At 61.7% G+C, this 26,099-nt stretch carries 29 protein-coding genes; 24 read left to right on the forward strand and 5 right to left on the reverse strand.

The genetic code is table 11. The features are described 5' to 3' along the window. The first annotated feature begins 5 nt into the window (after positions 1 to 5). The 11 genes from NE609_RS06295 (at position 6) to NE609_RS06345 (ending at position 10,878) form a co-directional block, all read left to right on the forward strand. Entirely contained in the window at positions 6 to 674 is a 669-nt protein-coding gene (locus NE609_RS06295) for a hypothetical protein (protein ID WP_256152029.1), read from the forward strand. A gap of 48 nt (positions 675 to 722) precedes the next feature. Then, positions 723 to 1,193: a peptide deformylase gene (def, locus tag NE609_RS06300; protein WP_101548930.1), complete on the forward strand. Its 471-nt coding sequence runs from the start codon at positions 723 to 725 to the stop codon at positions 1,191 to 1,193. 13 nt (positions 1,194 to 1,206) lie between these two features. After that, a complete protein-coding gene (fmt, locus tag NE609_RS06305; protein WP_256152030.1) occupies positions 1,207 to 2,145 on the forward strand; it encodes a methionyl-tRNA formyltransferase in 939 nt (312 codons plus the stop codon). 3 nt (positions 2,146 to 2,148) lie between these two features. After that, complete coding sequence (locus NE609_RS06310; protein ID WP_121586907.1) at positions 2,149 to 2,838, forward strand: zinc metallopeptidase; 690 nt, start codon at positions 2,149 to 2,151, stop codon at positions 2,836 to 2,838. A gap of 13 nt (positions 2,839 to 2,851) precedes the next feature. Then, the gene (gene rsmB, locus NE609_RS06315; RefSeq protein ID WP_256152031.1) at positions 2,852 to 4,132 is read left to right on the forward strand and encodes a 16S rRNA (cytosine(967)-C(5))-methyltransferase RsmB; all 1,281 of its coding nucleotides are present in this window, start codon (positions 2,852 to 2,854) and stop codon (positions 4,130 to 4,132) included. Positions 4,133 to 4,168: 36 nt separating this feature from the next. Next, entirely contained in the window at positions 4,169 to 5,206 is a 1,038-nt protein-coding gene (gene rlmN, locus NE609_RS06320; protein ID WP_121586905.1) for a 23S rRNA (adenine(2503)-C(2))-methyltransferase RlmN, read from the forward strand. A gap of 79 nt (positions 5,207 to 5,285) precedes the next feature. Beyond that, positions 5,286 to 6,017 (forward strand): Stp1/IreP family PP2C-type Ser/Thr phosphatase, encoded by a 732-nt coding sequence (locus NE609_RS06325; RefSeq protein ID WP_121586904.1) that lies wholly within the window; start codon positions 5,286 to 5,288, stop codon positions 6,015 to 6,017. A gap of 17 nt (positions 6,018 to 6,034) precedes the next feature. Continuing rightward, complete coding sequence (gene pknB, locus NE609_RS06330; protein WP_256152032.1) at positions 6,035 to 7,987, forward strand: Stk1 family PASTA domain-containing Ser/Thr kinase; 1,953 nt, start codon at positions 6,035 to 6,037, stop codon at positions 7,985 to 7,987. A 5-nt stretch (positions 7,988 to 7,992) separates the two neighbouring features. Further along, positions 7,993 to 8,898, forward strand: a complete 906-nt coding sequence (rsgA, locus tag NE609_RS06335; protein WP_121586902.1) for a ribosome small subunit-dependent GTPase A — start codon at positions 7,993 to 7,995, stop codon at positions 8,896 to 8,898. Beyond that, positions 8,898 to 9,710, forward strand: coding sequence for a thiamine diphosphokinase (locus tag NE609_RS06340; RefSeq protein WP_256152033.1), 813 nt, complete (start codon positions 8,898 to 8,900; stop codon positions 9,708 to 9,710). The genes rsgA and NE609_RS06340 overlap by 1 nt, the downstream gene beginning before the upstream one ends. Positions 9,711 to 9,816: 106 nt before the next feature. Next, positions 9,817 to 10,878 (forward strand): aldose epimerase family protein, encoded by a 1,062-nt coding sequence (locus NE609_RS06345; protein WP_256152034.1) that lies wholly within the window; start codon positions 9,817 to 9,819, stop codon positions 10,876 to 10,878. A 58-nt stretch (positions 10,879 to 10,936) separates the two neighbouring features. Here the strand turns inward: NE609_RS06345 and NE609_RS06350 are convergent, their stop codons facing one another. Next, positions 10,937 to 12,811, reverse strand: a complete 1,875-nt coding sequence (locus NE609_RS06350) for a hypothetical protein (protein WP_256152035.1) — start codon at positions 12,809 to 12,811, stop codon at positions 10,937 to 10,939. A 253-nt stretch (positions 12,812 to 13,064) separates the two neighbouring features. Here NE609_RS06350 and NE609_RS06355 point away from each other — a divergent pair, with 253 nt between their 5' ends. Next, positions 13,065 to 13,970, forward strand: coding sequence for a ribonuclease Z (locus NE609_RS06355; RefSeq protein WP_256152036.1), 906 nt, complete (start codon positions 13,065 to 13,067; stop codon positions 13,968 to 13,970). Positions 13,971 to 14,115: 145 nt separating this feature from the next. Here NE609_RS06355 and NE609_RS17780 read toward each other — a convergent pair whose 3' ends face one another. The 4 genes from NE609_RS17780 to NE609_RS06375 form a co-directional block, all read right to left on the reverse strand. Next, positions 14,116 to 15,045 (reverse strand): manganese catalase family protein, encoded by a 930-nt coding sequence (locus NE609_RS17780; RefSeq protein WP_370867147.1) that lies wholly within the window; start codon positions 15,043 to 15,045, stop codon positions 14,116 to 14,118. Further along, a complete protein-coding gene (locus NE609_RS06365) occupies positions 14,999 to 16,561 on the reverse strand; it encodes a recombinase family protein (protein ID WP_256152037.1) in 1,563 nt (520 codons plus the stop codon). Before NE609_RS06365 ends, NE609_RS17780 begins: the two co-directional genes overlap by 47 nt. 297 nt (positions 16,562 to 16,858) lie before the next feature. Next, on the reverse strand, positions 16,859 to 17,494 hold the full coding sequence (locus tag NE609_RS06370) for an SWIM zinc finger family protein (RefSeq protein WP_256152038.1): 636 nt from the start codon (positions 17,492 to 17,494) through the stop codon (positions 16,859 to 16,861). Between the two features lie 78 nt (positions 17,495 to 17,572). Continuing rightward, positions 17,573 to 17,926, reverse strand: a complete 354-nt coding sequence (locus NE609_RS06375) for a helix-turn-helix domain-containing protein (RefSeq protein WP_256152090.1) — start codon at positions 17,924 to 17,926, stop codon at positions 17,573 to 17,575. A 346-nt stretch (positions 17,927 to 18,272) separates the two neighbouring features. Here NE609_RS06375 and NE609_RS06380 point away from each other — a divergent pair, with 346 nt between their 5' ends. From NE609_RS06380 to NE609_RS06435, 12 genes are all read left to right on the forward strand, one after another. Next, positions 18,273 to 18,677 carry a hypothetical protein gene (locus NE609_RS06380; protein ID WP_256152039.1) on the forward strand — a complete coding sequence of 135 codons (405 nt, stop codon included), beginning with the start codon at positions 18,273 to 18,275 and terminating at the stop codon, positions 18,675 to 18,677. Then, on the forward strand, positions 18,674 to 18,898 hold the full coding sequence (locus tag NE609_RS06385) for a hypothetical protein (RefSeq protein ID WP_256152040.1): 225 nt from the start codon (positions 18,674 to 18,676) through the stop codon (positions 18,896 to 18,898). Before NE609_RS06380 ends, NE609_RS06385 begins: the two co-directional genes overlap by 4 nt. A 3-nt stretch (positions 18,899 to 18,901) precedes the next feature. Next, positions 18,902 to 19,381: a helix-turn-helix transcriptional regulator gene (locus tag NE609_RS06390; RefSeq protein ID WP_256152041.1), complete on the forward strand. Its 480-nt coding sequence runs from the start codon at positions 18,902 to 18,904 to the stop codon at positions 19,379 to 19,381. Between the two features lie 36 nt (positions 19,382 to 19,417). Then, positions 19,418 to 19,663: a hypothetical protein gene (locus NE609_RS06395; protein WP_256152042.1), complete on the forward strand. Its 246-nt coding sequence runs from the start codon at positions 19,418 to 19,420 to the stop codon at positions 19,661 to 19,663. Then, on the forward strand, positions 19,629 to 20,069 hold the full coding sequence (locus NE609_RS06400; RefSeq protein WP_101548970.1) for a single-stranded DNA-binding protein: 441 nt from the start codon (positions 19,629 to 19,631) through the stop codon (positions 20,067 to 20,069). The genes NE609_RS06395 and NE609_RS06400 overlap by 35 nt, the downstream gene beginning before the upstream one ends. Positions 20,070 to 20,104: 35 nt before the next feature. Beyond that, positions 20,105 to 20,869, forward strand: coding sequence for a ParA family protein (locus NE609_RS06405; protein WP_256152043.1), 765 nt, complete (start codon positions 20,105 to 20,107; stop codon positions 20,867 to 20,869). Between the two features lie 2 nt (positions 20,870 to 20,871). Further along, complete coding sequence (locus tag NE609_RS06410; protein ID WP_256152044.1) at positions 20,872 to 21,915, forward strand: DUF3102 domain-containing protein; 1,044 nt, start codon at positions 20,872 to 20,874, stop codon at positions 21,913 to 21,915. Positions 21,916 to 22,006: 91 nt separating this feature from the next. Then, a complete protein-coding gene (locus NE609_RS06415; protein ID WP_256152045.1) occupies positions 22,007 to 22,180 on the forward strand; it encodes a hypothetical protein in 174 nt (57 codons plus the stop codon). Then, positions 22,164 to 22,709, forward strand: coding sequence for a hypothetical protein (locus tag NE609_RS06420; RefSeq protein ID WP_256152046.1), 546 nt, complete (start codon positions 22,164 to 22,166; stop codon positions 22,707 to 22,709). Before NE609_RS06415 ends, NE609_RS06420 begins: the two co-directional genes overlap by 17 nt. 49 nt (positions 22,710 to 22,758) lie before the next feature. Then, on the forward strand, positions 22,759 to 23,016 hold the full coding sequence (locus NE609_RS06425) for a hypothetical protein (protein ID WP_256152047.1): 258 nt from the start codon (positions 22,759 to 22,761) through the stop codon (positions 23,014 to 23,016). A 24-nt stretch (positions 23,017 to 23,040) separates the two neighbouring features. Beyond that, on the forward strand, positions 23,041 to 25,491 hold the full coding sequence (locus NE609_RS17785) for a phage/plasmid primase, P4 family (RefSeq protein ID WP_256152048.1): 2,451 nt from the start codon (positions 23,041 to 23,043) through the stop codon (positions 25,489 to 25,491). A 185-nt stretch (positions 25,492 to 25,676) separates the two neighbouring features. Then, positions 25,677 to 26,093, forward strand: a complete 417-nt coding sequence (locus tag NE609_RS06435) for a DUF1492 domain-containing protein (RefSeq protein WP_256152049.1) — start codon at positions 25,677 to 25,679, stop codon at positions 26,091 to 26,093. Positions 26,094 to 26,099 lie beyond the last annotated feature (6 nt).

Raw genomic sequence — 26,099 nt, forward strand, 5'->3', positions numbered from 1 at the left:
ACAAGATGAAAAAGGTTTTAGCGGGAATCCTCGCCATCCTGATGGCGCTATCCCTGGCCGCCTGCGGCCGGAAGACCGAGGCCGACCTCGTCAACGACGCGATGAAGCGGTTCGACGCGCTACAGAACGGAGAGCTCACGGTGACGGTGACCCTCTCGAGCGAGCAGGGGATCGTCGAGGGATTCGACGCCGTGACGAAGGAGACGCTCACCTTCGTGCGCGACGGCAGGCAAACCGACGCGCTCTACCGCTCGGAGACCGCGATGGGGGATGAGACCGTCGTCACCGAGATGAAGATGCAGGGCGGAAAGGTCTACTCCCTCGTCGAGGGCGCGTGGCAGGAGCAGGGGGACGCGGGCGGCAGCTTCGCGCCCTTCGGCGGCCGCCTGAAAAACGGGATCGCGGTCGTCACCACGACCGAGTGGGACACCGGCACCGAATACACGTTCGAGATGAACGAAAAGGCCCTTGCCGATCTCAATAAGCAGGCCCCCGAGGGGCAGCAGGTGCTTGAGAGCAGCGCGACCTACCTCGTCAATCCCGAAGGGCTGCTCGTCGGCCAGCGGGTGACCTCGCGTGCGAGGGTGACGGTGGACGGGAAAACCGACCAGCTCTTCTCCGAAACGGAAACGACGCTCACCGCGTGGAACCAGCCGGATGTCACGATCGAATAAACAATAAGGAAATATTATTTCTGCACAGATTACGAAGGGGATAGAATCATGGCGCTACGGACGATTATCAAGGAGGGGGACGAGCGGCTGCGCAAAAAGAGCCGCCCGGTCACCGAGTTCAACGAGCGGCTGTGGACGCTGCTCGACGATATGTATGAGACGATGAAGGGGGACGGCGTGGGCATCGCCGCCCCGCAGGTGGGCATCCTGCGCCGCGCGGTCGTCATCGATGTGGGCGAGGGCCGGCATGAACTCGTCAATCCCGAGATCGTCGAGCAGGAGGGGGACCAGTACGGCGGCGAGGGCTGCCTTTCGGTGCCCGGCCAGTACGGCATGGTCCACCGCCCCCAGAAGCTCAGGGTGCGGGCGCAGGACCGCTACGGCAAGCCGTTCGAGCTGGAGGCCGAGGGGTACCTCGCGGTGGCGGTCTGCCACGAGACCGACCACCTCGACGGCGTCCTCTTCATCGACAAGGCCGACCGGATGCTCGACCCCGAGGAGCTCGAGGAGACCGAATGACGGAGGGATCGCGATGAGAGTCGTTTTCATGGGGACCCCCGATTTCGCGGTGCCCTGCCTGGCGCGCCTGCTGGACGACGGGCACGAGGTGGCCGGGGTGTTCACCCAGCCGGATAAGCCCAGGGGCCGCGGCTACAAGCTGATGCCGCCGCCCGTCAAGGAGCTGGCGCTCGAACGCGGGCTGCCGGTTTACCAGCCCGCCAAAATGCGGGACGACGAGGCGCTCTCGATCCTGCGGGAGCTTTCTCCCGAGCTGGTCGTCGTCGTCGCCTACGGCAAAATCCTGCCGAAGGAGATCCTGGAGCTGCCGAAGTACGGCTGTGTCAACGTGCACGGCTCGCTGCTGCCCCGCTGGCGGGGCGCGGCGCCCATCCAGTGGAGCGTGATCGCCGGGGACGCCGAAGGGGGCGTCACGACGATGTATATGGCCGAGGGGCTCGACACGGGGGATATGATCCTGCGCCGCGCGACCCCCATCGGCCCCGACGAGACGTCGGACGAGCTCTACGGGCGGCTGGCGGCCCTCGGCGCGCAGGCCCTCTCCGAGACGGTAACGCTCATCGCCGAGGGGCGTGCCCCGCGCGAACCGCAGGACGACGCGGCCTCCTGCTACGCGCCGATGCTCTCCAAGGAGCTGGCGGAGATCGACTTTTCAAAGCCCGCGCGGGAGGTGCACAACCTCGTGCGCGGCATGAATTCCTGGCCGGTCGCGCACACGACGCTCGGCGGGAAGCTGCTCAAGGTCTACCGCACCCGCGCCGCGCAGGGAAAGGGCGCGCCGGGCGAGCTGCTGGGCGGAAAGTCCTTCACCGTGGCGTGCGGCGAGGGGGCGGTCGAACTGGTGGAAATCCAGGCCGAGGGCGGCCGCCGGATGAACGCCGCCGACTACCTGCGGGGGCATCCCGTCGCCGCGGGGACCAGGCTGGGGGAATCCCCCAACGAAAGGGAGTAACTGATGTTTTATCCGTTTGACCACTACTATCTGATCCTCGTCGTGCCCGCGCTGCTCTTCGCGGCGTGGGCGCAGGCGCAGGTCTCGGGCGCGTACAACCGCTATTCGCGGGTGCGCGTCTCCCGCGGGATGACGGGCGCGATGGCCGCCCGCCGCATCCTCGACGACAACGGCCTCACGGGCGTGCGCGTCGAGCGCGTCGCCGGCAAGCTCAGCGACCACTACGACCCCGGCGAACGGGTGGTGCGCCTCTCGGCCGGGGTGTACGACAGCGACTCGGTCGCCTCGCTCGGCGTGGCGGCCCACGAGTGCGGCCACGCGGTGCAGCACGCGACCCACTACGCGCCGCTCACCTTCCGCAACGCGATCATCCCGATCACCAATTTCGGCTCCAAGCTGTCGATCCCGCTCATCATCGTCGGGCTCTTCCTCTCGGGGACGCTTGTGGATATCGGGCTGCTGCTCTTTTCCCTCGTCGCCGTCTTCCAGCTCGTGACGCTGCCGGTCGAGTTCAACGCCTCCTCCCGCGCGCTCGCGACGCTCGAGAACGGAAATTTCCTCGACCGCCGGGAGCTGGAGGGGGCCCGCAAGGTGCTCCGCGCGGCGGCGCTGACCTATGTGGCGGCGCTGCTCGTCTCGGTGGCGCAGCTGATGCGGCTGATCCTTCTCTTCGGCAACCGCCGGCGCGACTGACCGGGGCCGCGCCATGAAGGATGCACGTACGGCGGCGGCGCAGGCGCTGATGCGGATGGAGGGGGCGGGCGCCTACTCCAACCTCGTGATCGACGCGCTGTCCGCCAAAAACGGACTTTCCCCGCGCGACGGCGCATTTGCCGCCGCGCTCTTTTACGGTACGCTCGAGCGGATGCTCACGATCGACCACATCCTCGCGCGCTACTCCGCCAAGCCGCTTTCCGCGCTCACCCCGGCGGTGCGCGCTTCCCTGCGGATGGGGGTCTGCCAGCTCCTCTACATGGACGGCGTGGACGACTACGCCGCCGTGAGCGAGAGCGTCAACCTTGTAAAATCGCTCGGCTGCGCGCGCGCCTCGGGGTTCGTGAACGGGGTGCTGCGCGCCTTCCTGCGGGACGGCAAGGCCGTCCCGCCCGCGGGGAGCTCCCGCGCCGGACAGCTCGCGGTCGACTATTCCTGTCCCACCTGGCTGGTGGAGGAGTGGCTCGCCTCCTACGGGGAGGAGGCCGCCCTGCGGATGCTCGCGGGCTCGCTCGGCAAGGCGCCCGTCTACCTGCGCGCCAACACCCTGCGGACCACGCCGGAGGCGCTCTGCGAGCGGCTCGCGGCGGAGGGGGCGGAAGCCGTCCCGGCCGCTCCGCCCGACGGCTGCGTGGCGGTGCGGGGCAGGCTCGCCGTCGAGACGCTGCCCGCTTTTACGGAGGGGCTCTTCCACGTGCAGGACCGCGCCTCCCAGCTCTGCGCCGAGGCGCTCGGCGCGCTGCCGGGCGAGCGGGTGCTCGACGCGTGCGCCGCGCCGGGCGGCAAGACCTTCACGATCGCCGAGCGGATGGAAAACCGCGGAGAGGTGGTCGCGCGCGACCTGCACCAAAAGCGCGCCGATCTGGTGGCAAAGGGCGCGCGCCGCCTGGGCGTGTCGATCGTCACCGCCTCGGCGGGGGACGCTGGGGTGTACGACCCGGCGCTCGGGGAATTCGACCGGGTGCTCTGCGACGTGCCCTGCTCGGGGTTCGGGGTCATCCGCCGCAAGCCGGAGATCAAGTACAAGTCCCCCGAGAGCATCCAGAATCTGCCGGAAATCCAGTATAAAATCCTGCAAACCTCCTCACAATACCTTAGGAGCGGCGGGCGGCTGGTCTATTCCACCTGCACGCTGCTTCCGGCGGAAAACGAGCGGGTCGTCGAGCGGTTCCTCGCGGAGAACGGGGGCTTTGGCCTGATCTCGCAGGAGACCCACACGGGGGAGCGGGAGGATACCGACGGCTTTTTCACCGCCTGCCTCGAGCGGCGGTGATCGGGCCAAACATTTTGACTGCGGGGCGGTGAACGAATGGGCGGGCTGGACCTGAAATCCTATACATTCCCGGAACTGGAAACGGCGGTCGCGGAGCTGGGGCTGCCGCGCTTTCGCGCGGGGCAGATTTTCGGCTGGCTGCACGAAAAAAGGGTGTCCACATTTGCCGAAATGAGCAATCTCCCGGCCTCTCTGCGCGGTCAGCTTGACGAAAAGTTCTACATAAACGCCATCCGTATCAAAAAAAGACTTGTTTCCAACATAGACGGTACGGTAAAATACCTGTATGAGCTGCGGGACGGCAACTGCGTCGAGGCGGTGCTGATGCGCTACCGCCACGGCAACTCGCTGTGCATCTCGACGCAGGTGGGCTGCCGGATGGGCTGCAAATTCTGCGCGTCGACGCTGGCGGGCCGCGTGCGCGACCTGACCGCCTCCGAGATGCTCGACGAGGTCTACACCGCGCAGGCGGACAGCGGCGAGCGGGTGGACGGCGTCGTGCTCATGGGCATCGGCGAGCCGCTCGACAACTTCGACAACGTGATGGCGTTTCTGGAGATTCTTTCGGACGCGCGGGGACTGAACCTCAGCCTGCGGCACGTCTCCCTCTCCACCTGCGGGCTGGTCGACCGGATCTACGAGCTCGCAAAGCGGAAATTGCAGCTTACCCTCTCGGTGTCGCTGCACGCGCCGAATGATACGATTCGGAATCTTTCCATGCCAATCAACAAAAAGTATCATATCGACCGCCTGCTGGAGGCCTGCCGCGACTATTTTGAAGCCACCGGGCGGCGGATTTCGTTTGAATATGCACTGATCGCCGGCGTGAACGACGCGCCGGAGCACGCGGCGGAGCTTGCCGCGCGGCTGCGCGGCATGGGCGCGCACGTCAACCTCATCCCGGTGAACCCCGTCGCGGAGACGGGCTACCGGCGGGGGGACCGTGCCGCGATCGAGCGTTTCCAGCACGAGCTGCAGCGGCTGGGGGTCAACGCGACCATCCGCCGGGAGCTGGGCGCGGACATCAGCGCGGCCTGCGGGCAGCTGCGGCGGCAGGACGCCGCGCTGGAATAGGGCCGGGTCCGCGGGGCGGACATGAGCCGCGGCGGGCGATTCGAGGCAGGACGCCGCGCGCGGAAAAGGGGGATTTCAATTGATACGGATATTTGGCGGCACCGACAAGGGCTGTGTGCGTGCGACGAACCAGGACGCCTATGTCCATGAGATCGTCGACGCGTCCACGGCCTATGTCGTGCTGTGCGACGGGATGGGCGGCGAAAACGGCGGCCACATCGCCTCCTCACGGGCGGTGGAGATCATCGGTCAGGCGCTTTCGCGCGGGCTGGCGGCGCATCCCCTCCCGGCTTCGATAAAGCCGCTGCTGCTCTCGGCGGTCACGGCGGCCAACGCGGTGATCTACGACATGGGCGCGGCGGACGAGGCTCTGCGCGGCATGGGGACCACGGTGGTCGCGGCGGTGCTGCTGGGAGACATGCTCTATATCGCGCACGCGGGCGACAGCCGCGCCTACCTGGCGGCGGAGGGCGGGCCCCTGAGGCGGATCACGCGGGACCACAGCGTGGTGCAGCTGCTCATCGAGAGCGGCGAGATCACCGAACGGGAGGCGCGCAGCCACCCGAAACGCAACTATATCACCCGCGCGCTGGGCGTGGAGCGGACGGTGGAAGTGGAGTACATGGAACAGCCCTTCCCGTCGGGGAGGCTGCTGCTCTGCACCGACGGGCTCTATAACTACGCGCCGCCGGAGGAACATATGGAGCTCATTACCACGTGCGCAAGCGAGCAGGACATCTTCCTGCTGATCGACGAAGCGAACAAGGCGGGCGGGCCGGACAACATCACGGCCGTCGTTGTCGCGAAATAAGCGGGAGGACAATTTTGATGGATAAATATCTGGGCAAGAAGCTCGACGGCAGATATGAGATCATGGAGATCATCGGCATCGGCGGGATGGCAAACGTCTACAAGGCGTACGACACCATCGAGGACCGAATCGTGGCCGTCAAGATTCTGCGCGAGGAATATATGGACAACGCCGACATGCGCCGCCGGTTCAAGAACGAATCGAAGGCGATGGCGGTGCTGAACCACCCCAACATCATGCGGGTGTACGACGTGAGCTTTTCCGACCGGCTCCAGTCGATCGTGATGGAGTTCATCGACGGCATCACCCTCAAGGAATACATCGAGCAGGAGAAGGTGCTCAAGTGGAAGGAGGCGGTGCATTTCACCGTCCAGATCCTGCGGGCCCTCCAGCACGCGCACGACAAGGGGATCGTTCACCGGGACATCAAGCCGCAGAACATCATGCTCCTCTCGGACGGCACGATCAAGATCACCGACTTCGGCATCGCGCGGTTCGCGCGCAGCGAAACGCGCACCCTCACCGACAAGGCGATCGGCTCGGTGCACTACATCTCCCCCGAGCAGGCGGCGGGCGACACGATCGACGCGCGCACCGACATCTATTCGGTGGGCGTGATGCTCTATGAGATGCTCACCGGCAAGGTGCCCTTCGAGGCGGACACGCCGGTGTCGGTGGCGCTCAAGCAGATCCAGTCCAAGGCGGTGCTCCCCCGCGAAGTGAACCCCTCGATCCCCGAGGGCCTCCAGGAGATTACGATGCACGCGATGGAGAAGGACGCGGGCAAGCGCTACCAGTCGGCGGCGCAGATGCTCCGCGACATCGACGAGTTTAAGCGAGACCCCTCCATCTCCTTCGAGTACAAGTACCTCAGCGCGCCCCTCGCGCACGACGACAGCAAATATTCCGACGCCATCCAGAACGCCCGCCGCGGCAAGAAGGAAAAAAAGAAAAAGGACAAGCCCTGCCGCGCCCCGGTCATCCCGGTGCTCGCGGGGGTGACGGCCGCCTTCGTCATCGTGTCGGCCGCCTTCATCGGCTGGATGATCTACCTCAACAACCCCTTCGCGAGCGTCGAGGACAAGAAGGTCCCCAACCTCGTGGGAGAAAAATACGACGTGGTGCGCGTCTCCCCCAAATACGAGGAGTTCGAGATCGTCCCGGAGGACGACCCGGTCTACAACACCGACTATGACAAGGGCGTCATTTACGAGCAGAGCCCCAAGGAGGGCACGACGGTCAAGGTCGGCTCGGAAATCCGCGTCAAGATCAGCAAGGGCAAGCAGATGGTCACGCTGCCCGACTTTTCGGGCCAGGACTACGAGCAGGTCGTCGCCAAGCTGACCGAGTGGGGGCTGACGGCCGACCCCAAGCAGATGTACAGCGACACCGTCCCGGCGGGCAGCGTCGTGCAGACGATCCCCTCCGAGGGGGATCAGGTGGCGGCGGGCGACATCGTCACCGTCTATAAGAGCATGGGCCGCGAGGAGAAGCTGGTGACGGTGCCCCCGCTCGAGGGGATCAGCCTCGACGACGCCAAGCTCCTGCTCCAGCAGCGCAGCCTGCTGGTGGGCAAGATCACCTACGACGAGGACTACGAGGACGAGGCGATGAACGGCCTCGTCGTCAGCCAGAGTCCGGCGGAGGACTCCCAGGTGTCGCCGCGCACGCCGGTCGACATCACGATCGCGGGCACGGCGGAGTCGAACAAGCGCCTGCGCCTCATCATCCCGCTGCCCGCGGGGGTCGACCGGATGGTCGAGATGACGGCGACGCAGGACGGCACCGAGGTGCAGAAGGAGACGGTCAACCCGGCCGAGCTGGGCAGATGGCCCGCCTACTTCACTGGCGAGGGCTACGCGTCGGTCAAGATCTACTTCGACGGCGAGCTCTACCAGGTCTACGACCTCGATTTCGACGAGAACGGCTACTACCTGCTGGACGACTACTCGTCCGACTTCGCTGAGTAACGGCGATGGACAAGCGCACAGGACTGATCGTCAAGGCGACGGGAGGCTTTTATTACGTGCAGGCGGACGGCGTCCTCCATGAGTGCCGCGCGCGCGGTCTCTTCCGCAAGGAGGGGGTGAGCCCGCTGGTCGGGGACCGCGTCGAGCTCGAGCCGACGGGGGAGGCGTCCGGATACGTCACGGCGATCCTGCCCCGCAAAAACGCCCTCGTGCGCCCGCCGCTGGCCAACGTCGACACCTTTGTGATCGTGGCCTCGGTCTCCGACCCCGCGCCCAACGCGCTCGTCATCGATAAATTGATGGCGATCGCCTGCCACAAGGAGATCCGTCCGATGCTCGTCATCACCAAGAGCGACCTCGGCGGACCCGACGCGCTCGAGGAGATCTACCGGACGGTCGGCATCCCGGTGTTCGCCGTCTCCCGGCAGAGCGACGAGGGCCTCGAAGAAATCCGCGCGGCGCTCTCCCACGGAATCAGCGCCTTTTCCGGCAACACGGGCGTGGGCAAATCGAGCTTACTCAACCGCATCGACGGGCGGCTGTCGATCGCGACGGGGGAGACGAGCCGCAAGCTCGGCCGCGGCAGGCACACCACCCGCCACGTCGAGCTCTACCCCATCGGGGAGGACGGCTGGATCGCCGACACGCCGGGCTTTTCGGCGGTCGACCTCGAACGGTACGAGATTATCCGCAAGGAGGAGCTCGCCGGCTGCTTCCCGGAATTCGCTGAATTTTCAGGGAACTGCCGGTTTACCGGCTGCTCCCACACGGTGGAAAAGGGGTGCGCCGTGCTCGAGGCGCTGCGGGAGGGGAAGATCCACCCGTCGCGCCACGCGAGCTACCGCGCACTCTATGAAGACGCGAAGAAGCTGAAGGAATGGGAACTGAAGGACCCGCAGGAGAAAAAATGATGCCGAAGAATCCCGACTGCGCCTGCCCGCGAGACTGCCCCCGCCACGGGGACTGCGAAGCGTGCATCACCTTCCATAAGACGCGCCCCAACCCGCCCGACTGCATGCGCGTAAAGAGACGGCCCGCCCCCAGGGGGACGGGCCGCTGTCTCCTGGTCGCGGGTGGGCCGTCCGGGGACCGCGCCGGCGTGGAACTGAAAGCCGCGCCGGGCGACCTCGTGATCGCGTGCGACGCGGGCTATCCCGCCGCGCTGCGGCTCGGGCTGAAGCCCGCCCTCGCGGTCGGGGACTTCGACTCCTACGGCGGGGAGATCGCCCCGGACGTCGAAGTGGTGCGCACCCCCGTGCGCAAGGACGACACCGACACGATGACGGGGCTGCGGCTGGGGCTCAGCCGCGGCTGCCGGGAGTTCGTGATCGTCGGCGCGCTGGGCGGCAGGCTCGACCACACGGTCGCCAATTTGCAGGCCCTCTGCTGGCTCTGCACGCAGGGCGCGCGGGGAGTCATCCTCTCGGCGGACAACCGCGCCTGGGCGGTCAGGGACGGCGCGCTCGAGCTGCCCCGCATGGAGGGATGGTATCTGTCGGTCTTCGCCGCCGGGGAATGTGAGGGCGTGACGCTGCGCGGGGTGGAATACCCGCTCACCGGGGCGCGGCTCTCCCCGTCGATGCCGATCGGGGTGAGCAACGAGTTTTCCGCCGATACGGCGCGCATCGAGGTCGCGCGCGGCACCCTGATCGTGATCGCGTCGCGCCGGGAGGCCCGGGACACGGAGAAAAATGAAACCGCCCCCGCCGGGACGGCGGAATAAAAAGCGGCCCGCCAAACGGCGGGCCGCTTTACTTTCCGGGCAAACGCGCCTATAATAGAAGCATGTTCGCAATTTATGACAGAGATGAGGAGAAGGAGCGGTAGAGATGACAACGATCACCCAGGCCCCCTATTTGATGACCGACTTGGGACAGTCGACCCTTTATACGATGCGGAACAAAAACGGCATGCAGGTGTCCGCGACCGACTTCGGCGGCCACCTCGTGTCGATCCTCGCGCCCGACCGCGATGGAAAGCTGGCCGACGTCATTCTCGGCTACGGGGATTACGCGGGCTACAAGGTGAATAAATACTATCTTGGCGCGGCGGTGGGCCGCTGCGCGAACCGTATCGGCAAGGGCCGGTTCACCCTCAACGGGAAGGAGTACCAGCTCGCGCTCAACGACAACGGCGTCAACCACCTGCACGGCGGCACGGTCGGCTTTGACCAGAAGCTGTGGGCCTGCAAGGTGATCTCCTGCGAGGAGGGGCAGGCGCTGCGCCTGCGGCTGGTGAGCCCCGACGGGGAGGAACACTACCCCGGCGCCCTGAGCGTCACGATGACCTATACCCTCACCGACCGGAACGAGCTGGTCCTGCACTACGAGGCGGCGAGCGACGCGGACACCGTCTGCAACCTCACCAACCACGCCTACTTCAACCTCGCGGGCCACAACTCAGGCACGATCCTCGGCCAGCGGCTGAAAATTTACGCCGACCATTTCACCGAGGCGGACGTCGAGAGCATCCCGACCGGCAGGGTCCTGCCGGTGGAGGGCACGCCGATGGACTTCCGCGATTACCACAGGGTGGGGGAGCGGATCGACGCGGATTATCTCCCGCTCAACTACGGCGGCGGCTACGACCACAACTGGGTGCTCAATTCCCCCGCGGGCGAGCTCGGCCCCTGCGCCGAAATGTGGGACGAGGCGAGCGGAAGGCATATGACCTGCCTGACGACCCTGCCTGGCGTGCAGTTCTATTCGGGCAACTTCATCGACGGCACCCAGCTCGGCAAGGAGGGCTGCTACTATGAGAAACGGGGGGGCCTCTGCCTCGAGACGCAGTTCGCGCCCGACTCGGTCAATCACCCCGAGTGGCCGAACCCCATCCTGCGGGCGGGCGAGCTCTATGACCACACGACCATCTACCGCTTCGACGTAAAATAGTCCCCGGGAATCCAAAAGGCGGCCCGCCGAGCGCGGGCCGCCTTTTTTCGTTCGTTTGTCAGCGGACGTTGATCTTGATCTGTCCCTTGGTCCGGTCGTATTTGCTGCTGTCGGGATAGAAATAGAAGCTGTAGTAGCCGCTCTTGGTGATCTTGGTGTCCTCGTCGACCCACTCGAAATCGCCGTCCAGCCGGTCGTTGTCCGAATTGTAGGCGTGCACGTTGTCCTCGAGCTCGTCGTCGTATTCGTAGAGCCGGTCGTTCTTGTCCGCGCGGAAGGAGGAGGTGCTGAAGTGGACCGCGCCGCTGCCGCTGCCGCTGACGGTGATCTTGATCTGCCCGCGGGTCTTCTCGTACTTGCTGCTGTCAGGGATGAAGTAGAAGTCGTAGTTGCCCGTCTTGGTGATTCGGGCGCTCTCATCGACCCACTTGACCTTGCCGCTCACCTTGTCGCCGTCCCTGTTGCGGGCGGTGACGTTGTCCTCGAGTTTGTCCTCGTAGTAGTAGAGGCGGTCGTCCTTGTCGGCCTTGAAGCTGTCGGTTTTGAGGGTCAGCTTCTTGCTGCTGCTCGAGCTCGAGCCGCTGCCGTTGACGGTGATCTTGATCTCGTCGCGCACCCGGTCGTATTTGCTGCTGTCGGGGATGAAGTAAAACTCATAGTAGCCCGTCTTGGTCACGCGGGTGGTGTCGGAGACCCATTTGACCTCGCCTCTGATGCGGTCTCCGTCATCGTCGTAGGCGTCGACCTCGTCCTCAAGCTCGCTCACGAGGCTGCGCAGGCGGGTGGAGGTGTTCTTGACGTTGATCGAGCCGATGCGCAGCTCGACGTCGTCATCGTCGTCATCGTCATCGCCGTCCACGGTGATGCGGATGGTGCCGGTCGTGGTCTTATACCGGCTGCTGTCCGGCTCGAAGACGAATTTGTAGCTGCCGCTCTTCTTGACGACGGTGGAGCGGGAGGAATCCCAGCTCACCTCGCCCGAGATCGTCTTGCCGTCGTAGGTGGCCTTCACGTTGTCCTCGAGGTCGTCCTCCAGGTCGCGCAGGCGGTCGCCCGAATCGGCGCGGATCGTCTTGGTGGTCAGCTTGACGCCGGTGTTGCTCGTGCTGCTGTCCTCATCGTCGTCGCCCCCGTCCACGTCGATGTAGATCGAGCCGTAGGTCTTTTTGTAGCTGCTGCTGTCGGGGGTGAAAAGGAAGCGCACGGTGCCGCTGCGGCGGATCGCGGTGCTGCCGGAGGAGACCCAGCTCACCCTGCCCGACACCTTGCGGCCGTTATAGGAGGCGGTGACGTTTTCCTCCAGGTCGTCCTGAAGCGAGCTGAGCCTGTCGCCGTAATCGGCGTCGATCGTCCGGGTGCTCAGCTTGAGGGCGGAGGAACCGCTCGTGCTGTCCGAATCGCTGCCGCTTCCCGTCTTGAGGGAGCCGACGGTGCCCGAGACGGACGATTTGGTCACGGCGGTCACCGATTTGACGCTGGAGCCGCTCGAAGCGGTCAGCTTGGCCTTGCTGCTGGTGAGCTTGGCGGTCGTGACCGTCGCGCCGCGCGAGACGGTGACCTTGTTGGCGCCCGCTACGGTCAGCGTGCCGACCGTGCCGCCGATGGTCACCTGAACGTCGCTGTCAAGCGTCTTGGAGAGGGAAAGCGAGGGAAGCGAGCCGGTGACGCCCAGGTCGGACTGGCTGCCCAGCGTGATCCGGCGGGACTTCCCGGTCGAGTCGGTGAAGCAGACGAGCAGGTCGCCCTTGCTCGAGGTGAGGGACACCGCCCCGTCCTTGGAGAGATAGGACCCGGTGAGGCTTCCCCCCCTGTAAAACTGGACATACTTATTCTGGACCTTGAGGCTGTAGTTTGATGCCGCAGACGCGCCGACTGCCAGGGAAAGCATCATGACGAGCGCCAGGCAGATTGCGGTAATCCGTTTGACAGACATTTTGATCGAAATCCTTTCTTTCTTCATGCTGCGGTGGTGTCGTTTCGGGCGGGCGGAAACACAAAGCCGTTGTCCGCGCCGCTTCTTTTTAATAAGTGTGCGGAAAGGCGCGTTTTGATGCACGATCTTTCCAGACGAGCCACATATTTTAATCACATTCTGCATCATTTTGCCTGAAAAGTCAACCGCGGGAGGAAAGACCGTCCCCCGCCGTGCTATAATAGGAATATCCGCGGATAAAGGGGGAATTTGGATGCTGTCGGTCTGTCTGCCGGGAACGGGCGGCTTCATGCCGCTGGGGAACCGCTGGCTCACCTGCTGCTGGATGGAATACCAGGGCCGCGCGCTGCTCATTGACTGCGGCGAGGGGACCCAGCTCGCGCTGCGGGCGGCCGGGTGCCGGCTGAGCCGGCTGGACACCCTGCTGATCACCCACTACCACGCCGACCATGTCGCCGGGCTGCCCGGGCTGCTGCTCTCGGCGGGCAACAGCGGCAAGACCTCCCCGCTTACGATCGCGGGGCCGCCCGGCCTGCGGTACGTCGTGCCCGCCCTGATGATGATCGCGCCGGTGCCCTATCCGGTCGAGCTCGTCGAGCTGGGCGCCGGGGACGCGCTGGACGGCTGGGACGGACTGACCGTCTCCAGCCTTCCCCTCAAGCACCGCATCCCCTGCTTCGGCTACCGGGTGCGGGTGGCCCGCAAGCCGGTCTTCAACCCGCAAAAGGCTGAGGCGCTCGGAATCCCCAAACCGCTCTACCGCACGCTGCACGCGGGGGAGGCGGTGACGCTGCCGGACGGGCGGCGGATCGAGCCGGAGCAGGTGCTCGACGGCGCGCGCAGGCCGCTTTCCGTCTGCTACTGCACCGACACGCTGCCCATCCCCGCGATCGCCGAATTCGCGCGGGACGCGGACCTGATGATCGCCGAGGGAATGTACGGCGACGACGCGATGGAGGAAAAGCTCCGGGAAAAGATGCACAGCCTCTTTTCCCAGAGCGCGCGCCTGGCCGCGCGGGCGGACGCCCGGCGGCTGTGGCTGACCCACTACAGCCCCGCGCTCGCCGACCCGCAGGAGTGGATCGGCCGCGCGCGGGCGGAATTCCCCGGCGCGGTCGCCGCCCACGACGGCATCCGCATCACGCTGGGCGGCGAATAATCCGGTCGAAAGGGGAGGGGCCCGCCCGGCGGGCCCCTCCCCTTTTGCGCCAAAGCGGGCGCAAAAAGAGGGCCCCCGGTAAACGGGGACCCTCGGGGATATCGTGATTTGCCAAAGCAAAGAGCAGACGCGCGGGGAAAGCTGGTCAGCCGCAGCCGCAGCCGCCGCGCTTATTGCGCTTGGCGTAGGGGGCGGGCTGGGGTGCGCAGCCGCAGTTGTTCATGCCGATCGGATTGGGCACAAAGGAGCTGTAGACCGGCGGGGTCTCCACACAGCCGCAGGCCGGCTTCTCGGGCATCGCGGCGGCGCATCCGCAGGCGGCGTCCGCAGCGACGGCGGCACAGCCGCAGGTCGTTTCCGTCACGACGGTCGTGCATCCGCAGACGGTGTCCGGGACCGCGTTCGCGCATCCGCAGGCAGGTTCCGCGGCGGGAACCGCGCATCCGCACCCGCAGGCGTTGTTGACCGGCGCGCAGGAGCGGGGCTGGGCGCAGGGCTGGCAGGGCTGCGCCTGCTGGGCGCAGCCGCAGCCGCAGGCGGGAGCAGCCGCGGCGTCGGATGTGCAGGGAGGCGAGAAGAGCTTCTGGGGCGGGTTGCATTTTTTATCGAAGCTCGGGTTGAACGCGTAGAAGTTCTTCGCGTCGAGGTTCTCCTGGGTAATGCGCAGCGCGTCGCCGAACCGCTGGAAATGCACGACTTCGCGTTCCCGCAGGAACTTGATCGGGTCGCGCACGTCGGGATCGTCGGCGAGGCGCAGGATGTTGTCGTAGGTCTTGCGGGCCTTCTGCTCGGCCGCGAGGTCCTCGTAGAGGTCGGCAAGGGTGTCGCCGGCGACCTGGAGCACGGAGGCCGAGAAGGGGTAGCCCGAGGCGGCCTGCGGGTAAACGCCCGCGGTGTGGTCGACAAAATAGGTGTCGAAGCCACTGCGCTTGATCTCTTCGGGCGTCATGCAGCGGGTGAGCTGGTAGATGATCGCGGAGACCATCTCGATGTGGGCAAGCTCTTTAGCGCAAGAATTATATATATGACTATGGAAGACGCATGAATAGGTCGACTTTGAAGTCGCTGGGATCACCGTGCCGCCCGCCCCGCGCCTTGGTGTATACGATCTTGTCGATGACCTCTTTCAACAGTTGGTTCAGCTGCGCCGGATCCATGGTTGAATCAAATACATTTAGTAGATTCTCTACTTTGGGTATAATCTTTTCACGCCCGGCCACGGCTTGCCGATACGTATCGGCTTCACGCTGCAGCTCGTCGAGCTGGTTCTGGAGTTCCTGCCTGCGGCTGGAGATGCTTTGGGTTCGAGACAGGAAGATCTCAACGCTGTATATTTCCTGCTCAAGCAGGTCGTGTGCCTTGCTCAGCTGGTGATCCAGCGTCGCCAGCTCCTTTTCAAGGCGGCGGACGCTCTTCTCTGCGGCTTCGATACCCGCGGGCTTTTTGTCATGGACTCCTTCGATCGACAAACGATATTCCTCCAACCATTCTTGGAGCGACATCCGGACCTTCGCGAGGATAAGCGGCAAATCGGCGCTGACGTTCGGGCAACCGGGGTATTGGCAGATCATAGATGCTTGGCGATTTGCATATGGCCTCCGTACCATCATGTGGCCGCAAACACCGCAGACGAGGAGCCCCGCGAGGGGATTTCGCATTTGCTTATGCGCGTCAAACCGGATAGGCGGGTTGTGTGCAATGTTCTCCTGGGCCGCATCCCATGTCTCCCGTGAGATGATCGGCTCGTGGCGGCCTTGCGTGACGATATAGTCACGTTTTTTAGGGCGCGAAATTTTCACATCGCCGCCCGAGATCGACTTGACGCCCGGCCGGCGGTTCCACCGTAGCTGCCCGCAGTAAACGGGGTTTTCCAGAATTGCCACAACAGAGTTGTAGGTCCACAAACCGCCCTTCCGGGTCGGTATGTGCAGGTCGTTGAGCCGGTTCGCGATCTTCTTTGAGCCCAGTCTTGTGGTTGTTCCGTCAGGATCAGTGGTCCCGAGCGTGTAAAGCTCAAAAATGAGGCGAACGGTTTCAGCCTCGTCGGGATCGGGCTCGAGCGTCCATCCCTTTTCATTTTGCAGCTTTACGCGCGTATATCCATAGGGCGGTATGTTGCCGGTGTACTTCCCCTCCATGACGGAGGCAACCCGCCCGCGCTGCAGGCGGCGGTTGATCGTTTTATATTCACGGCGGCTCATGAAAAGGCCGAACTCGAAATACTCTTCGTCGAACTCGTTGTTGGGGTCGTAGATCTTCGCCGGTGTGACGATCTTGGTGTGGCTCAGCTTGAATGCCTGCGCCACGATGCCCTGATCGATCGTATCCCCGCGCGCCAGACGTTCCACCTCAACGACCAGGACGCCCTCCCACATGCCGCGCTCGACCTCGTCGAGCAGCTGCTGCATGACGGGACGGGCGGCAATGCTATCCCCGGAGACGATCTCCCGGTATATTTTTGAGACGGGCAGATTCAGGCGCTTTGCCGCTCGCAGAAGCTCATCCTGGTGGCGGGCGAGGGTATCCCCCGCTCCATGGGCCTCGGCCTCGACGTCTGCACGGGATTTTCTCAGGTACATCAGATAGGGCATAACCGACTCCTTAAAAGTGATGCCGCCCCAATCGGGGGCGGCATTCTTTATTTCCTGTGAGGATCCGAATTATATTTTAATAATAAAGCGGTAACTTCATCTTCGGGCGGAACGCGATTCAAAGAGGGAGAGCCCCCAAGCAGAGGGATGCTCGCCGAATATGTTATCGTACTGGAGTCCTGAAAAAATGGATCATTACTAAAAGTAAACTTCCTATGTAAATATGAATAAATTTTGCGTCGTATGCTACGAAATCTCTCATTTAATGTTAACTCGATAGTGGGTATGCCTATGCACTCAATAATCCCAGGCGCATTGGATTCTATCCACGCCACCTGCTCTTTCCACGATTTTTTTCTTGCAGGTGCCGTTTTCAAAATATGGCATGAGACGTTTGTATAGTTCGCCACGGCTAAAAAGCCTCAAGTCGAAGTTGCACTCAGAAACTTTATCTAGGATATTTAATTGTAATAATTGCTGCAGTGATATTGTTTTGGGTAATATCTGCGGTTGTTCATCAGCATTTGAATAGTATCCAATAAATTCCATTAACGTTTTTTGAGCCGCCTCGGTTGCCTTTTCAACAATGGCAACACCCTCGCTTAGGGGAAGTGATACTGATTTAATATATCCTTTGGTCTTTTTCACATCGGATTTAAAGTCGCCGTCCAATAGGTTTAATTCCATAGCCAGACGGTACATATGTTTGCATGGAAGTTTTCTGCGGGAAAAATCAACGCAAGTGCAAGAATCGGTGGTGGTTGTGTAGACGCTACTACCGTTAAAGAGCGCTGACATTGTGTCTCTGTCAAGAAATAAGGGTGTACATTCGGCCTTCGAAGCAGAGGCTTGCCGCTTCATTTGATCACTTATGTTGTGGACGTCGATCCATTTCTCCCACCCCAATATACAGCCCCCCAATCGTTTGGTCACACTATAATGTCCTTTGACGAATAAAGCAGCGCCTCCGGTGTCAGTCAAAGACCACAAAGATGATGTTTCCTTGCCGCCTTATCCGACACGCCCCGGCAAGACATCAGCCTCCTTAGCTTTGTCCTCCAGTCTTGCGAGGATCTTTCCGCGCTCCAGTTCTGTCAGTGCATTGTAGTACTTGAGCAGTTCGCGCTCGTCATCCCGGAGGGGTGGTGAGCTTTTTTCTTTTCCGGTAATAAGATACTCCAGAGAGACGCCTAAAAATTCCGATATAAGAGCAAGCCTGTCAGATGATGGGTTGGTTCCTTTTCTCTTCCAGTCACTGATGTTTCCGGTACTGATGTTGGCATATTTGCCTAGTGCGGCTGCAGTCAGGTGTTTCTCTTTCAGTATCTCATGGACGCGGTACCCTATATCAGCAATAAATTTCACCCCCAATAAAACACTCTTTAATCAGAATAAAAGCATTGACAAAACTCTGATATAAGAATATAATGCAATTGCACAGTAAAATATGCGACGAAAAAACAACCTGACCAGCGCCCTGCCAAAAGCTGCGGTCAAATTGTCCTCGTTGCGCGACCTGACGGGCCGTTCCACACATCCGATTCGCCAGAAACAGCACCCAAAATACGTACTTCCCATACGTTGTAACGCCATGTTCTGTCAAACGCGGTCCGTCAGGTCTATTTTACTTTTTTTTGCCGAAAAAGTCAACAATTGTTACCTTTTATCGGCTTGGCGCATTGGCCAAAATCACGAAAGGAAGCGACAGCATATGAGAGTGGCCCTAGACATGGAGAAGCTCCAGATGATCATCTATTACGCCAACAGCATCCGGATGTCCGCCGCGCGCCGTGAAGAGCTGCATCGGGTTGTCCTGCAGGGGATTCTGGTGGGGGAGGTCGATCTCGACTTGCTTTTCAGTGACGCGCCTCAGCTGACCGCCACGAATATTCGGACGTTTCTGCGGTCCTACGTTGAGGCCGGAGGCAACGAAGGAGAGGTTCGCGCACAGGAGTTGTACGACGCTTACGTCGAGTGGTGCGGCGATATGGCGGAACCTTCGGAGACCGTCTCGACGTTCGGCAGGTATTTGCGTGAAATCGGCATCCGGAAGATCAAGCGGGCGGATGCGAACTACTACCGTCTGCCTGCCGGCACGGAGGAGGATGACGGATGATCTCGTCTCCAGAGCTGCGCGGGGAGATCCGGAAGCAGATGGATATCCGCCGCTGGGATTCCGAAGATCTGGGGAGAGCGACCGGATATGCCGGCAGCACCGTGCGCAAATACATGTGCGGCACGACCAAGGCCGCCTCGGACGCATTTGAGCGAGCCGTCTGCAGGGCACTCCAGATCGATCCCCTCATGTACATATTATCGCACAAGGAGGCGGTTTAGGCCATGAGCGACTGCTGCAAGAATTATTACAAGATGTGCAGGGAAAACGCCTCCCTGACGCAGGAGTATGCGGCCGGCGCGCTGGGGGTATCGGTCCGGCAGCTGAGCGACTACGAAAACGACAAGGCCCCGGTGCCGGATGACGTGGTGGACCGGATGTGCACGGCGTACGACACGAAATACCTTGCCTTGTGGCATCTCAAAAACAAGACACGCCTCGGCCAATATCTTCCGGATTTTTTCGAGCCAGAGTCGGTGGGAGACATGATGTTTTCCCTTGCGCTCGCAGAGGACGGCGTTTCGGGGGCCTACGCGGCAATCAAAGAGATCTACCGTGACCGCGAACTGGATCCGGAGGAACTGCCCGCCATGCGCAAAGCGGTGAGCGAGGCGCAGGAGGCTCTGAATAACCTGACATCCATTGTACTGTATGCGCAGCAGAGAATTGACGAGGTCGAAAAACAGCGGGACAGGCAAGATTGAGGAAGTCCACGTCATAACATAAAGCGAGGTGATGGCATGGAAAAGCGGCCGCGCTCTGGACCGGAGCTGCTGGAGTATCTCTACTCGGGGAAAGTGGTCAAGGAAATGGCCGTTGGATCGACGCAGGTGCGCTTTTTTGACACATGCTATCGAGACGCCTCGCCCGAAGAGCTTGAAAAGCGCAGGGCGCGGATCAACGCGGCTGCACTGAATTGCATCATGAGCTGGGGAAAGGATGAAGAAAAGGATGAACAAAGCAGTCATGACCGGGCGGCTGGTTGAGACTCCGGAGCTGAGGCATACGCCCAACGGCATCTCGGTGTGCCGCTTCCGCCTGGCAGTGGACAGGCCCTACCTTGTGGATGGGAAACGCACAGCGGATTTCTTCGACGTGATCGCCTGGCGGCAGTCGGCGGAATTCGTCTGTAAGTACTTCACAAAAGGCAAATTCATCATCGTCGAAGGTCGCTTTGAAACCCGCAGCTACGACGACCGCAACGGAGCCCGCCGCCGTGCGGTCGAGCTGATCGTCGATCACGTCGAATTTGGCGGCGACAGCAAGAGGGCGGACGACGGAAGGGGCTTGCCGGATCCGCCGCCTGAAACCAACGGACAAGCTACGCCGCCCGCCCCCGTGAGCGGTGATTTTTCAGAGATGTCCGCCCCCGCGGACGATCTACCATTTTAAGTGCGGCGGCAACGCCGTATCCGGGAGGAGACAACATGAGAGTCATCAGCATCATCAACCTCAAGGGCGGAGTGGGAAAGACGGTCAGCGCGATCAACATTGCCCATATTCTGGCCGCGAACTACAAAGCCCGCGTCCTGCTGATCGACAACGACAAGCAGGGGAATGCCTCGAAGTTTTTCGGGCTGCACAGCTACGACCTGCCAAGCGTGGCCGACGTTCTCACCGGCCGCGCGATGCCGATCGCCGAGGTGGTGCGCCATTCCCAATACGCCCGGCTCGATTTGGTGCCCGCAAACATGGGTCTGCTCACCGCCAACAGCTCGCTGCTGGTGGATACGAGCCGCACAAGGGATTATCGGATGCGCAGCTCCCTCGAGGTCGTCGCCGATCAATACGACTGGTGCGTCATCGACAACGCGCCCGATATCAATATCAGCGTGATCAACGCGCTCATGGCCAGCGATGACGTCCTGATCCCGGTCAAGATCGACCGGTTTGCATTCGACGGCCTGCAGGAGCTCGTCGAGCAGATCGACGACATACGCACCAGCAACGACCGTCTGCGGCTGGCGGGCTGCTTTTTCACCATGTACCAGCGTAATCGCGTCAGCCGGGAGGGGGACGACTGGATGCGGCAGGAACAGCCCTATCCCGTCTTTGAGACACAGATCCGCAATACCGTCAAGGTGACCGAAACCACCTATGCAGGGCGGCCGCTGCTGGATTACTCCCCCAATTGCACGGCTTCAAAGGACTACCTTCGATTGGTGGCCGAATATCTCGAGGGGAGGGACTGAGCATGGCGAAATTCAGTGTTCGGGACATGATGGCGGCACCGGCCGCCCCCCCTGTTCCTGTGGATGTTGGACAGCCCGCGCCGCGCACGATTGATACGATTACGGCTGAGATCAATTTCTATAAGCAGCAGACCGCGCAGAATATCATCGAGATCGGCCGCCGCCTCATCGAGGCGAAGCAAAAACTGCCACATGGGCAATGGACCAACTGGCTGAGGGATACCGTGGAGTTCAGCCAGCAGACGGCTACGAACTTTATGAACATCGCCATGCAGTATTCAAATTCCCAACCGGTTGGGAATTTGAGCTATACCAAGTTGGTGGCCCTTCTGCAGGTTCCCGACGCCGAGCGCGAAGATTTTCTTGCCAAGAAGCATGTTGTAAATGGCGAGGAAAAGACCGTCGACGAGATGAGCAAGCGGGAGTTTGAGGCAGTGGTGAAGGAGCGCAACAAAGCCGTCAAGCAGCTCGCCGACGAAAGACTTCGGGCCAGTCAGGTAGAGGAAAGCTTGAGGGTCGAGCGGGAACGCGCGGCAGCTCGGGCGCGCCAAATCTCAGAACTTGAAAGCCGGGTACGGGAGCTTGAGCTTGAACCAATCGACGTTGCCGTCGTTGAAGTCGACGACGAAGAGCGCGAGAAAATTCGGCAGGAGGCGTTCGAGGCTGCACGGCATGAGATGAAGGAGGAGTACGACCGAATCGACCAGGAGCTGACGGACAAGCTCAAGAGAGTTTTTGAACTGCGACGGGAAAATATGTCCTTGCGTAATCAACTCGAGGACGCGGAAAAAAACAGTGTCGAGGCTCTGCCGGAGGAAGTAACCCGGGATGCGACTGCGGACTTCTTGGACGCGGTGGGATCCGCCTATCGAATCTATAAGTCGATCATCGAGCTCTCTGCCCCGGATTGCGCGGCCACGGGAATTAAGGCTTGCAGGAGGCGGCTGGACGAGCTGCAGGCGGAGCTGAGCCAGCTGGAAGCCCGTGCCGCCAATCTGGCAATCGCCGGCGACTACGAACTGCCAGGGGAGGAAGACGATGATTAGCTGCAGCACGATTCATACGCTTCCGCCAGAAAGGAAGGCGGGCCCTGCCGGCTACAAACCACAGAAGCGCGTCAAAAGGAGTGACAAATTTATGAACTTCATGGTGTACTATTTCCTCGTGGGTATTTCTCTTTCATGTGGGATAGCGATTGTGCTTGCGGCAACTCACCTGGTGGCGGGATTGCTCCATCGGGAGAAGCCGCGATATAAGATCAAACTGATGCATAGTTTGGGAGATGAGGTCGGAAATGAGCGCGGAGCGTAAGGGCTGGGACCCGGACGAGGTCGTCAAACTGCGGCAGATGGTCGCCTTACATAAATCGGCGGCGGAGATCGCAGCCGACCTCGGTCGATCAGAGATATCGATCCGCTCGAAAGCGCAGGCTCTGGGGCTCTGTTTCCGCGCGAAAATTGAGCCGGAGCCTCACGGATGGGGAGGGAAGCACATGATTTCATCGAAGGAAAGTACCGACATAAAGCCCGGTAAAAAAACCGAAAAGAAGGTCGGGGAAAAACAGGCAAGGAAAACCCACGTCCCATATACCGACCGCTCTATTGAGGATCCAGCGTCAACTCAGCGGCACTTGAAGCTCTTGAGTGCCATACAGGAGACATTGGACAAGGCGGGAACGATGATGGCGGAAAACGCCGGCGCGCCCGAAGCATGGAGGCTTTTTGGGCAGGTACAGGCGGGGCTTGGATCTGATGGATATGATACAGCAGGACGCATCGGAGGTGAGATAAGTGCTGCAGGACGGCAATCAGCTCGCTATCGTCACTGCCGCAAAATGTGAGGCCGGCCGCGGAAAAGCGGACGGTCTTACTGTATGCGAGCTGACTTGGATGATCATCGCGGGGGACCAGGTCGGTCAGAGCCTTGCAACGCGGTATTTCTACGAAGACCAGCTGCCACGCAGGCTGATGGACGACTTTCTGCGGCTTGGCCTTCGGGTGAGAGGCCCGGAGGAGGTCGACAAGGTGCGTGACCAGCTGGTTGGGCGTATCGCGCGCCTGACCCTCAAAACCGACGAGGGAAAACAGCGGGTCTTTGTCGGTAATTACGTGGGGTGCGGAGACCCCGCCCAATATCATCCCGCATAACGATAGACGATCGGATGTGATACTGTGTACGATAGAGTCCCAGAGGGCTTGCGAAGCCTGCGCCAGTGGGTCTGCCACAGATTCCCCGACAAGGCCCCGCTCTGCCCCTTCCCGGACGAACGCGGCGATTTGACGTTTGCCTCCTGCAACAAGCCGGAGACATGGGGGAGTTTCGAGGCCGCGGTCAAGGCCGTTTCCCTCGGCTGGGCCAAAGGCATCGGGATCGAGTTTGCCAATGGCATCGCGGGGATCGACATCGATCACTGCGTCGACGGCGGGGAGCTATCCGAGCTGGCCAGGGAGATCGTCGAGACGTTTCGGAGTTATACGGAGATATCCCCTTCCGGTACCGGCGTGCACATCCTCTTTCGCGGCAAGCTGCCCGGGACCGGCCGCAAGCTGCCGATGCTCGGCCTCGAGGTCTACGACAGCGGCCGGTATTTTACCGTTACGGGCAACGCCTACCTTGATCCGGATGGCGACGCATATCCTCTGCGCGACTGCACCGAGGAGCTCGACGCATTTTATAAGCGGTACTTCGATGATACTCCGCCCGAGCAGACGAAGTTGCAAACAAAGTCTGTATCTCCTGCGGATACTCAAAAGAGGGCGGCGTCAGCTCAGAGGGAAGCGGTCCGCGATCTCTCGGACGAGGAGATCCTGGAGATCGCCTACAAATCCAGAAACGGAGAGGCATTCCGGCGGCTTTATGACGGGACCTATTCTGCTGCAGAGGTGCCACAGCGCAAGGACGGTACGCCCGATCAATCCTCAATCGATATGCGGCTGGCCAATCATCTGGCATTTTGGTACGGCGCGGACCCGGACCGGGTGGACCGTATGTTCCGTCGATCTGCGCTCTTTCGGCCCAAATGGGACCGTTCGGTCGGCGGAGGCAAGACTTACGGCCAGAGGACGGTGGAAATCGCCTGCAGGGGGCATAAAGACGTGTTTGTTCCCTATGACCGGCCAAGTGATTCCCTGCAGCCGCCGATGCCGGACGAGCCGCCCCCGCCGCCCCCGGGCAAATCGGCCGCGGCGGCCTCCGACCTGCCTGCGGAGGAGGAAGACCAGGTCATCCCTCAAAATCCCACGAAGTATACGCACGACGACACCGGCAACGCGCATCGGTTCCGCGACGCCAACTACAAGGACCTGCGCTATGACCACGTTGATAAGGTGTGGTATTGCTGGACAGGGAAGCGATGGCAGGAGGATCAGACCGGGGAGGTCAAACGGCGGGCCGACGAACTGCTCGACGAGATGGAGGGGGAGGCAAAGCGCAAACCAGACGACGAGGCCGCGCCGCTGCTCAAGCTCGTGCGGCGTACACGCAGCTCCAAGAGCAAGGAGGCCATGATCAAGGAGGCGCAGCACCTCGAGGGCATACCGATGCTGCCCAACGAGTTTGACCGCTATAAGGATGCCCTCAATGTGCAGAACGGTGTGATCAATCTCAAGACAGGCCGCCTGCGCCCGCATAGCCGCAAGCTCATGCTGTCGATGCTGGCCGACGTAGACTTCAATCCGGACGCCAAGTGCCCCCGCTGGATCCACTTCCTCGAGGACGTCACGAGGGGAGATCAGGAACTTCAACTGTACCTGCAGCGCACGGTCGGTTACTGCCTGACCGGCTCGACGATCGAACAGTGTGTGTTTTTCCTCTTCGGCAACGGCAAAAACGGCAAAAGCACCTTCCTTGACACGATCAGCTCGATCATGGGGGACTACGCCAAGAACAGCCAAGCTGAAACGGTCATGCAAAAGGACCGCGGGAGCAGGGGCGCGAGCTCGGATGTCGCGCGGCTTAAAGGCGCGCGCCTCGTTACGACGAGCGAGCCCAACGACGGCTGCCGCCTCGACGAGGGGATCGTAAAGCAGATGACCGGCGGCGAAAAGATTACGGCCCGGATGCTCTATAAGGCCGAGATCGAATATCGCCCCGAGTTCAAGATCATGATGGGAACCAACGTCCGGCCAAAGATCACCGGCTCGGACGACGGCATCTGGAGGCGCGTCAAGATGATTCCTTTCACGGCGCAGATCCCGGCGAACAAAATTGATCGGCGGCTGGGGGATAAACTGCGCGAGGAAAAATCGGGCATCCTCAACTGGGCGATCGCCGGCGCGATCGGCTGGTATAACGAGGGGCTGCCGCCGTGCGCGGCGGTGGACTACGCCAACGAGGAGTATCGCAAGGACATGGACAGGATGCAGCAGTTTGTTGAGGACTGCCTGACACGCGCCCCGGGCAACTCGCTGCAGGCGATGGTTTTATACGGGGTCTACCGGCGCTGGTGCGAGCAGAATGGAGAACGGTACCCGCTCTCCACAACCAAGTTTTCAATGGAGTTGCAGGATCACTACGGATTCCGCAAGCAAAAAAACGCCCGCTTCAACGAGTACATGGACGTCGGCTTTACGGAGGTCGGGCAGCAATTCTGCCTTCTTTCCCCCGACTCCCCCTGCCCTTGATGGAGACGATGCCAGCTTGGAGGATGTCACCGGAACTTTCCCCTAGCATTGAAAAACGCTAGGAAAAGTTCGTCTGGTAGCCTCCAACGTTAGAAACGTCTCCACAAATCCACTATCCATAGGCTTTTGTGTTGAATCTCCGCTCCATATCCCTTCCATACTATCCAATAGGAGGACTCTCTTTTATGACGCTCGAAGAAAAGAAGAATAAGCTGAGGAAATATGCCATAGCGATTGATAGACTCGCGCGGAAGTGCAGAGAGGCGGACCGCTGGGATAGCATGGCCGAGGGCACGGGCGGCATCGTGCAGGCTGGGCGTCGGCGGGGAGAGCCGGACGTGATCAAGGAGACGGCGATCGCCGTGCGGCAGGAGTGCGAGCAGCTCGCCTCGGAGGCCAACGACCTGCGGCGGGAGCTGGTAACCGCGCTCGACCAGGTCTCCGACGATGAGCGGCGGGAGCTGCTCGAACGGAAGTACCTCGAGGGAAAGAGCAACGCCCAGCTCTCGGCAGAGTACGGTGTGTGCGAGCGTACCGTGCGCCGGCGGCTGGGCACCGCGATTCGAGACCTCGATCGATTCAGCGGGTATTTCATGGGGTAGGTGTCC

The organism is Anaerotruncus sp. DFI.9.16, from assembly GCF_024461615.1.
In the GTDB taxonomy this organism is placed as follows: domain Bacteria; phylum Bacillota; class Clostridia; order Oscillospirales; family Ruminococcaceae; genus Anaerotruncus; species Anaerotruncus massiliensis.

Coding starts and splice junctions, on each gene's coding strand:
- fmt (WP_256152030.1), top strand. CDS start 1,207: ATGAGAGTCGTTTTCATGGGGACCCCCGATTTCGCGGTGCCCTGCCTG.
- NE609_RS06365 (WP_256152037.1), bottom strand. CDS start 16,561: ATGCCCTATCTGATGTACCTGAGAAAATCCCGTGCAGACGTCGAGGCC.
- NE609_RS06405 (WP_256152043.1), top strand. CDS start 20,105: ATGAGAGTCATCAGCATCATCAACCTCAAGGGCGGAGTGGGAAAGACG.
- NE609_RS06395 (WP_256152042.1), top strand. CDS start 19,418: ATGGAAAAGCGGCCGCGCTCTGGACCGGAGCTGCTGGAGTATCTCTAC.
- NE609_RS06410 (WP_256152044.1), top strand. CDS start 20,872: ATGGCGAAATTCAGTGTTCGGGACATGATGGCGGCACCGGCCGCCCCC.
- NE609_RS06435 (WP_256152049.1), top strand. CDS start 25,677: ATGACGCTCGAAGAAAAGAAGAATAAGCTGAGGAAATATGCCATAGCG.
- rsgA (WP_121586902.1), top strand. CDS start 7,993: ATGGACAAGCGCACAGGACTGATCGTCAAGGCGACGGGAGGCTTTTAT.
- NE609_RS06345 (WP_256152034.1), top strand. CDS start 9,817: ATGACAACGATCACCCAGGCCCCCTATTTGATGACCGACTTGGGACAG.
- NE609_RS06415 (WP_256152045.1), top strand. CDS start 22,007: ATGAACTTCATGGTGTACTATTTCCTCGTGGGTATTTCTCTTTCATGT.
- NE609_RS06390 (WP_256152041.1), top strand. CDS start 18,902: ATGAGCGACTGCTGCAAGAATTATTACAAGATGTGCAGGGAAAACGCC.
- NE609_RS06295 (WP_256152029.1), top strand. CDS start 6: ATGAAAAAGGTTTTAGCGGGAATCCTCGCCATCCTGATGGCGCTATCC.
- rsmB (WP_256152031.1), top strand. CDS start 2,852: ATGAAGGATGCACGTACGGCGGCGGCGCAGGCGCTGATGCGGATGGAG.
- NE609_RS06425 (WP_256152047.1), top strand. CDS start 22,759: ATGATCATCGCGGGGGACCAGGTCGGTCAGAGCCTTGCAACGCGGTAT.
- NE609_RS06350 (WP_256152035.1), bottom strand. CDS start 12,811: ATGTCTGTCAAACGGATTACCGCAATCTGCCTGGCGCTCGTCATGATG.
- def (WP_101548930.1), top strand. CDS start 723: ATGGCGCTACGGACGATTATCAAGGAGGGGGACGAGCGGCTGCGCAAA.
- NE609_RS06355 (WP_256152036.1), top strand. CDS start 13,065: ATGCTGTCGGTCTGTCTGCCGGGAACGGGCGGCTTCATGCCGCTGGGG.
- rlmN (WP_121586905.1), top strand. CDS start 4,169: ATGGGCGGGCTGGACCTGAAATCCTATACATTCCCGGAACTGGAAACG.
- NE609_RS06400 (WP_101548970.1), top strand. CDS start 19,629: ATGAACAAAGCAGTCATGACCGGGCGGCTGGTTGAGACTCCGGAGCTG.
- NE609_RS06340 (WP_256152033.1), top strand. CDS start 8,898: ATGCCGAAGAATCCCGACTGCGCCTGCCCGCGAGACTGCCCCCGCCAC.
- NE609_RS06380 (WP_256152039.1), top strand. CDS start 18,273: ATGAGAGTGGCCCTAGACATGGAGAAGCTCCAGATGATCATCTATTAC.
- pknB (WP_256152032.1), top strand. CDS start 6,035: ATGGATAAATATCTGGGCAAGAAGCTCGACGGCAGATATGAGATCATG.
- NE609_RS06420 (WP_256152046.1), top strand. CDS start 22,164: ATGAGCGCGGAGCGTAAGGGCTGGGACCCGGACGAGGTCGTCAAACTG.
- NE609_RS06385 (WP_256152040.1), top strand. CDS start 18,674: ATGATCTCGTCTCCAGAGCTGCGCGGGGAGATCCGGAAGCAGATGGAT.
- NE609_RS06310 (WP_121586907.1), top strand. CDS start 2,149: ATGTTTTATCCGTTTGACCACTACTATCTGATCCTCGTCGTGCCCGCG.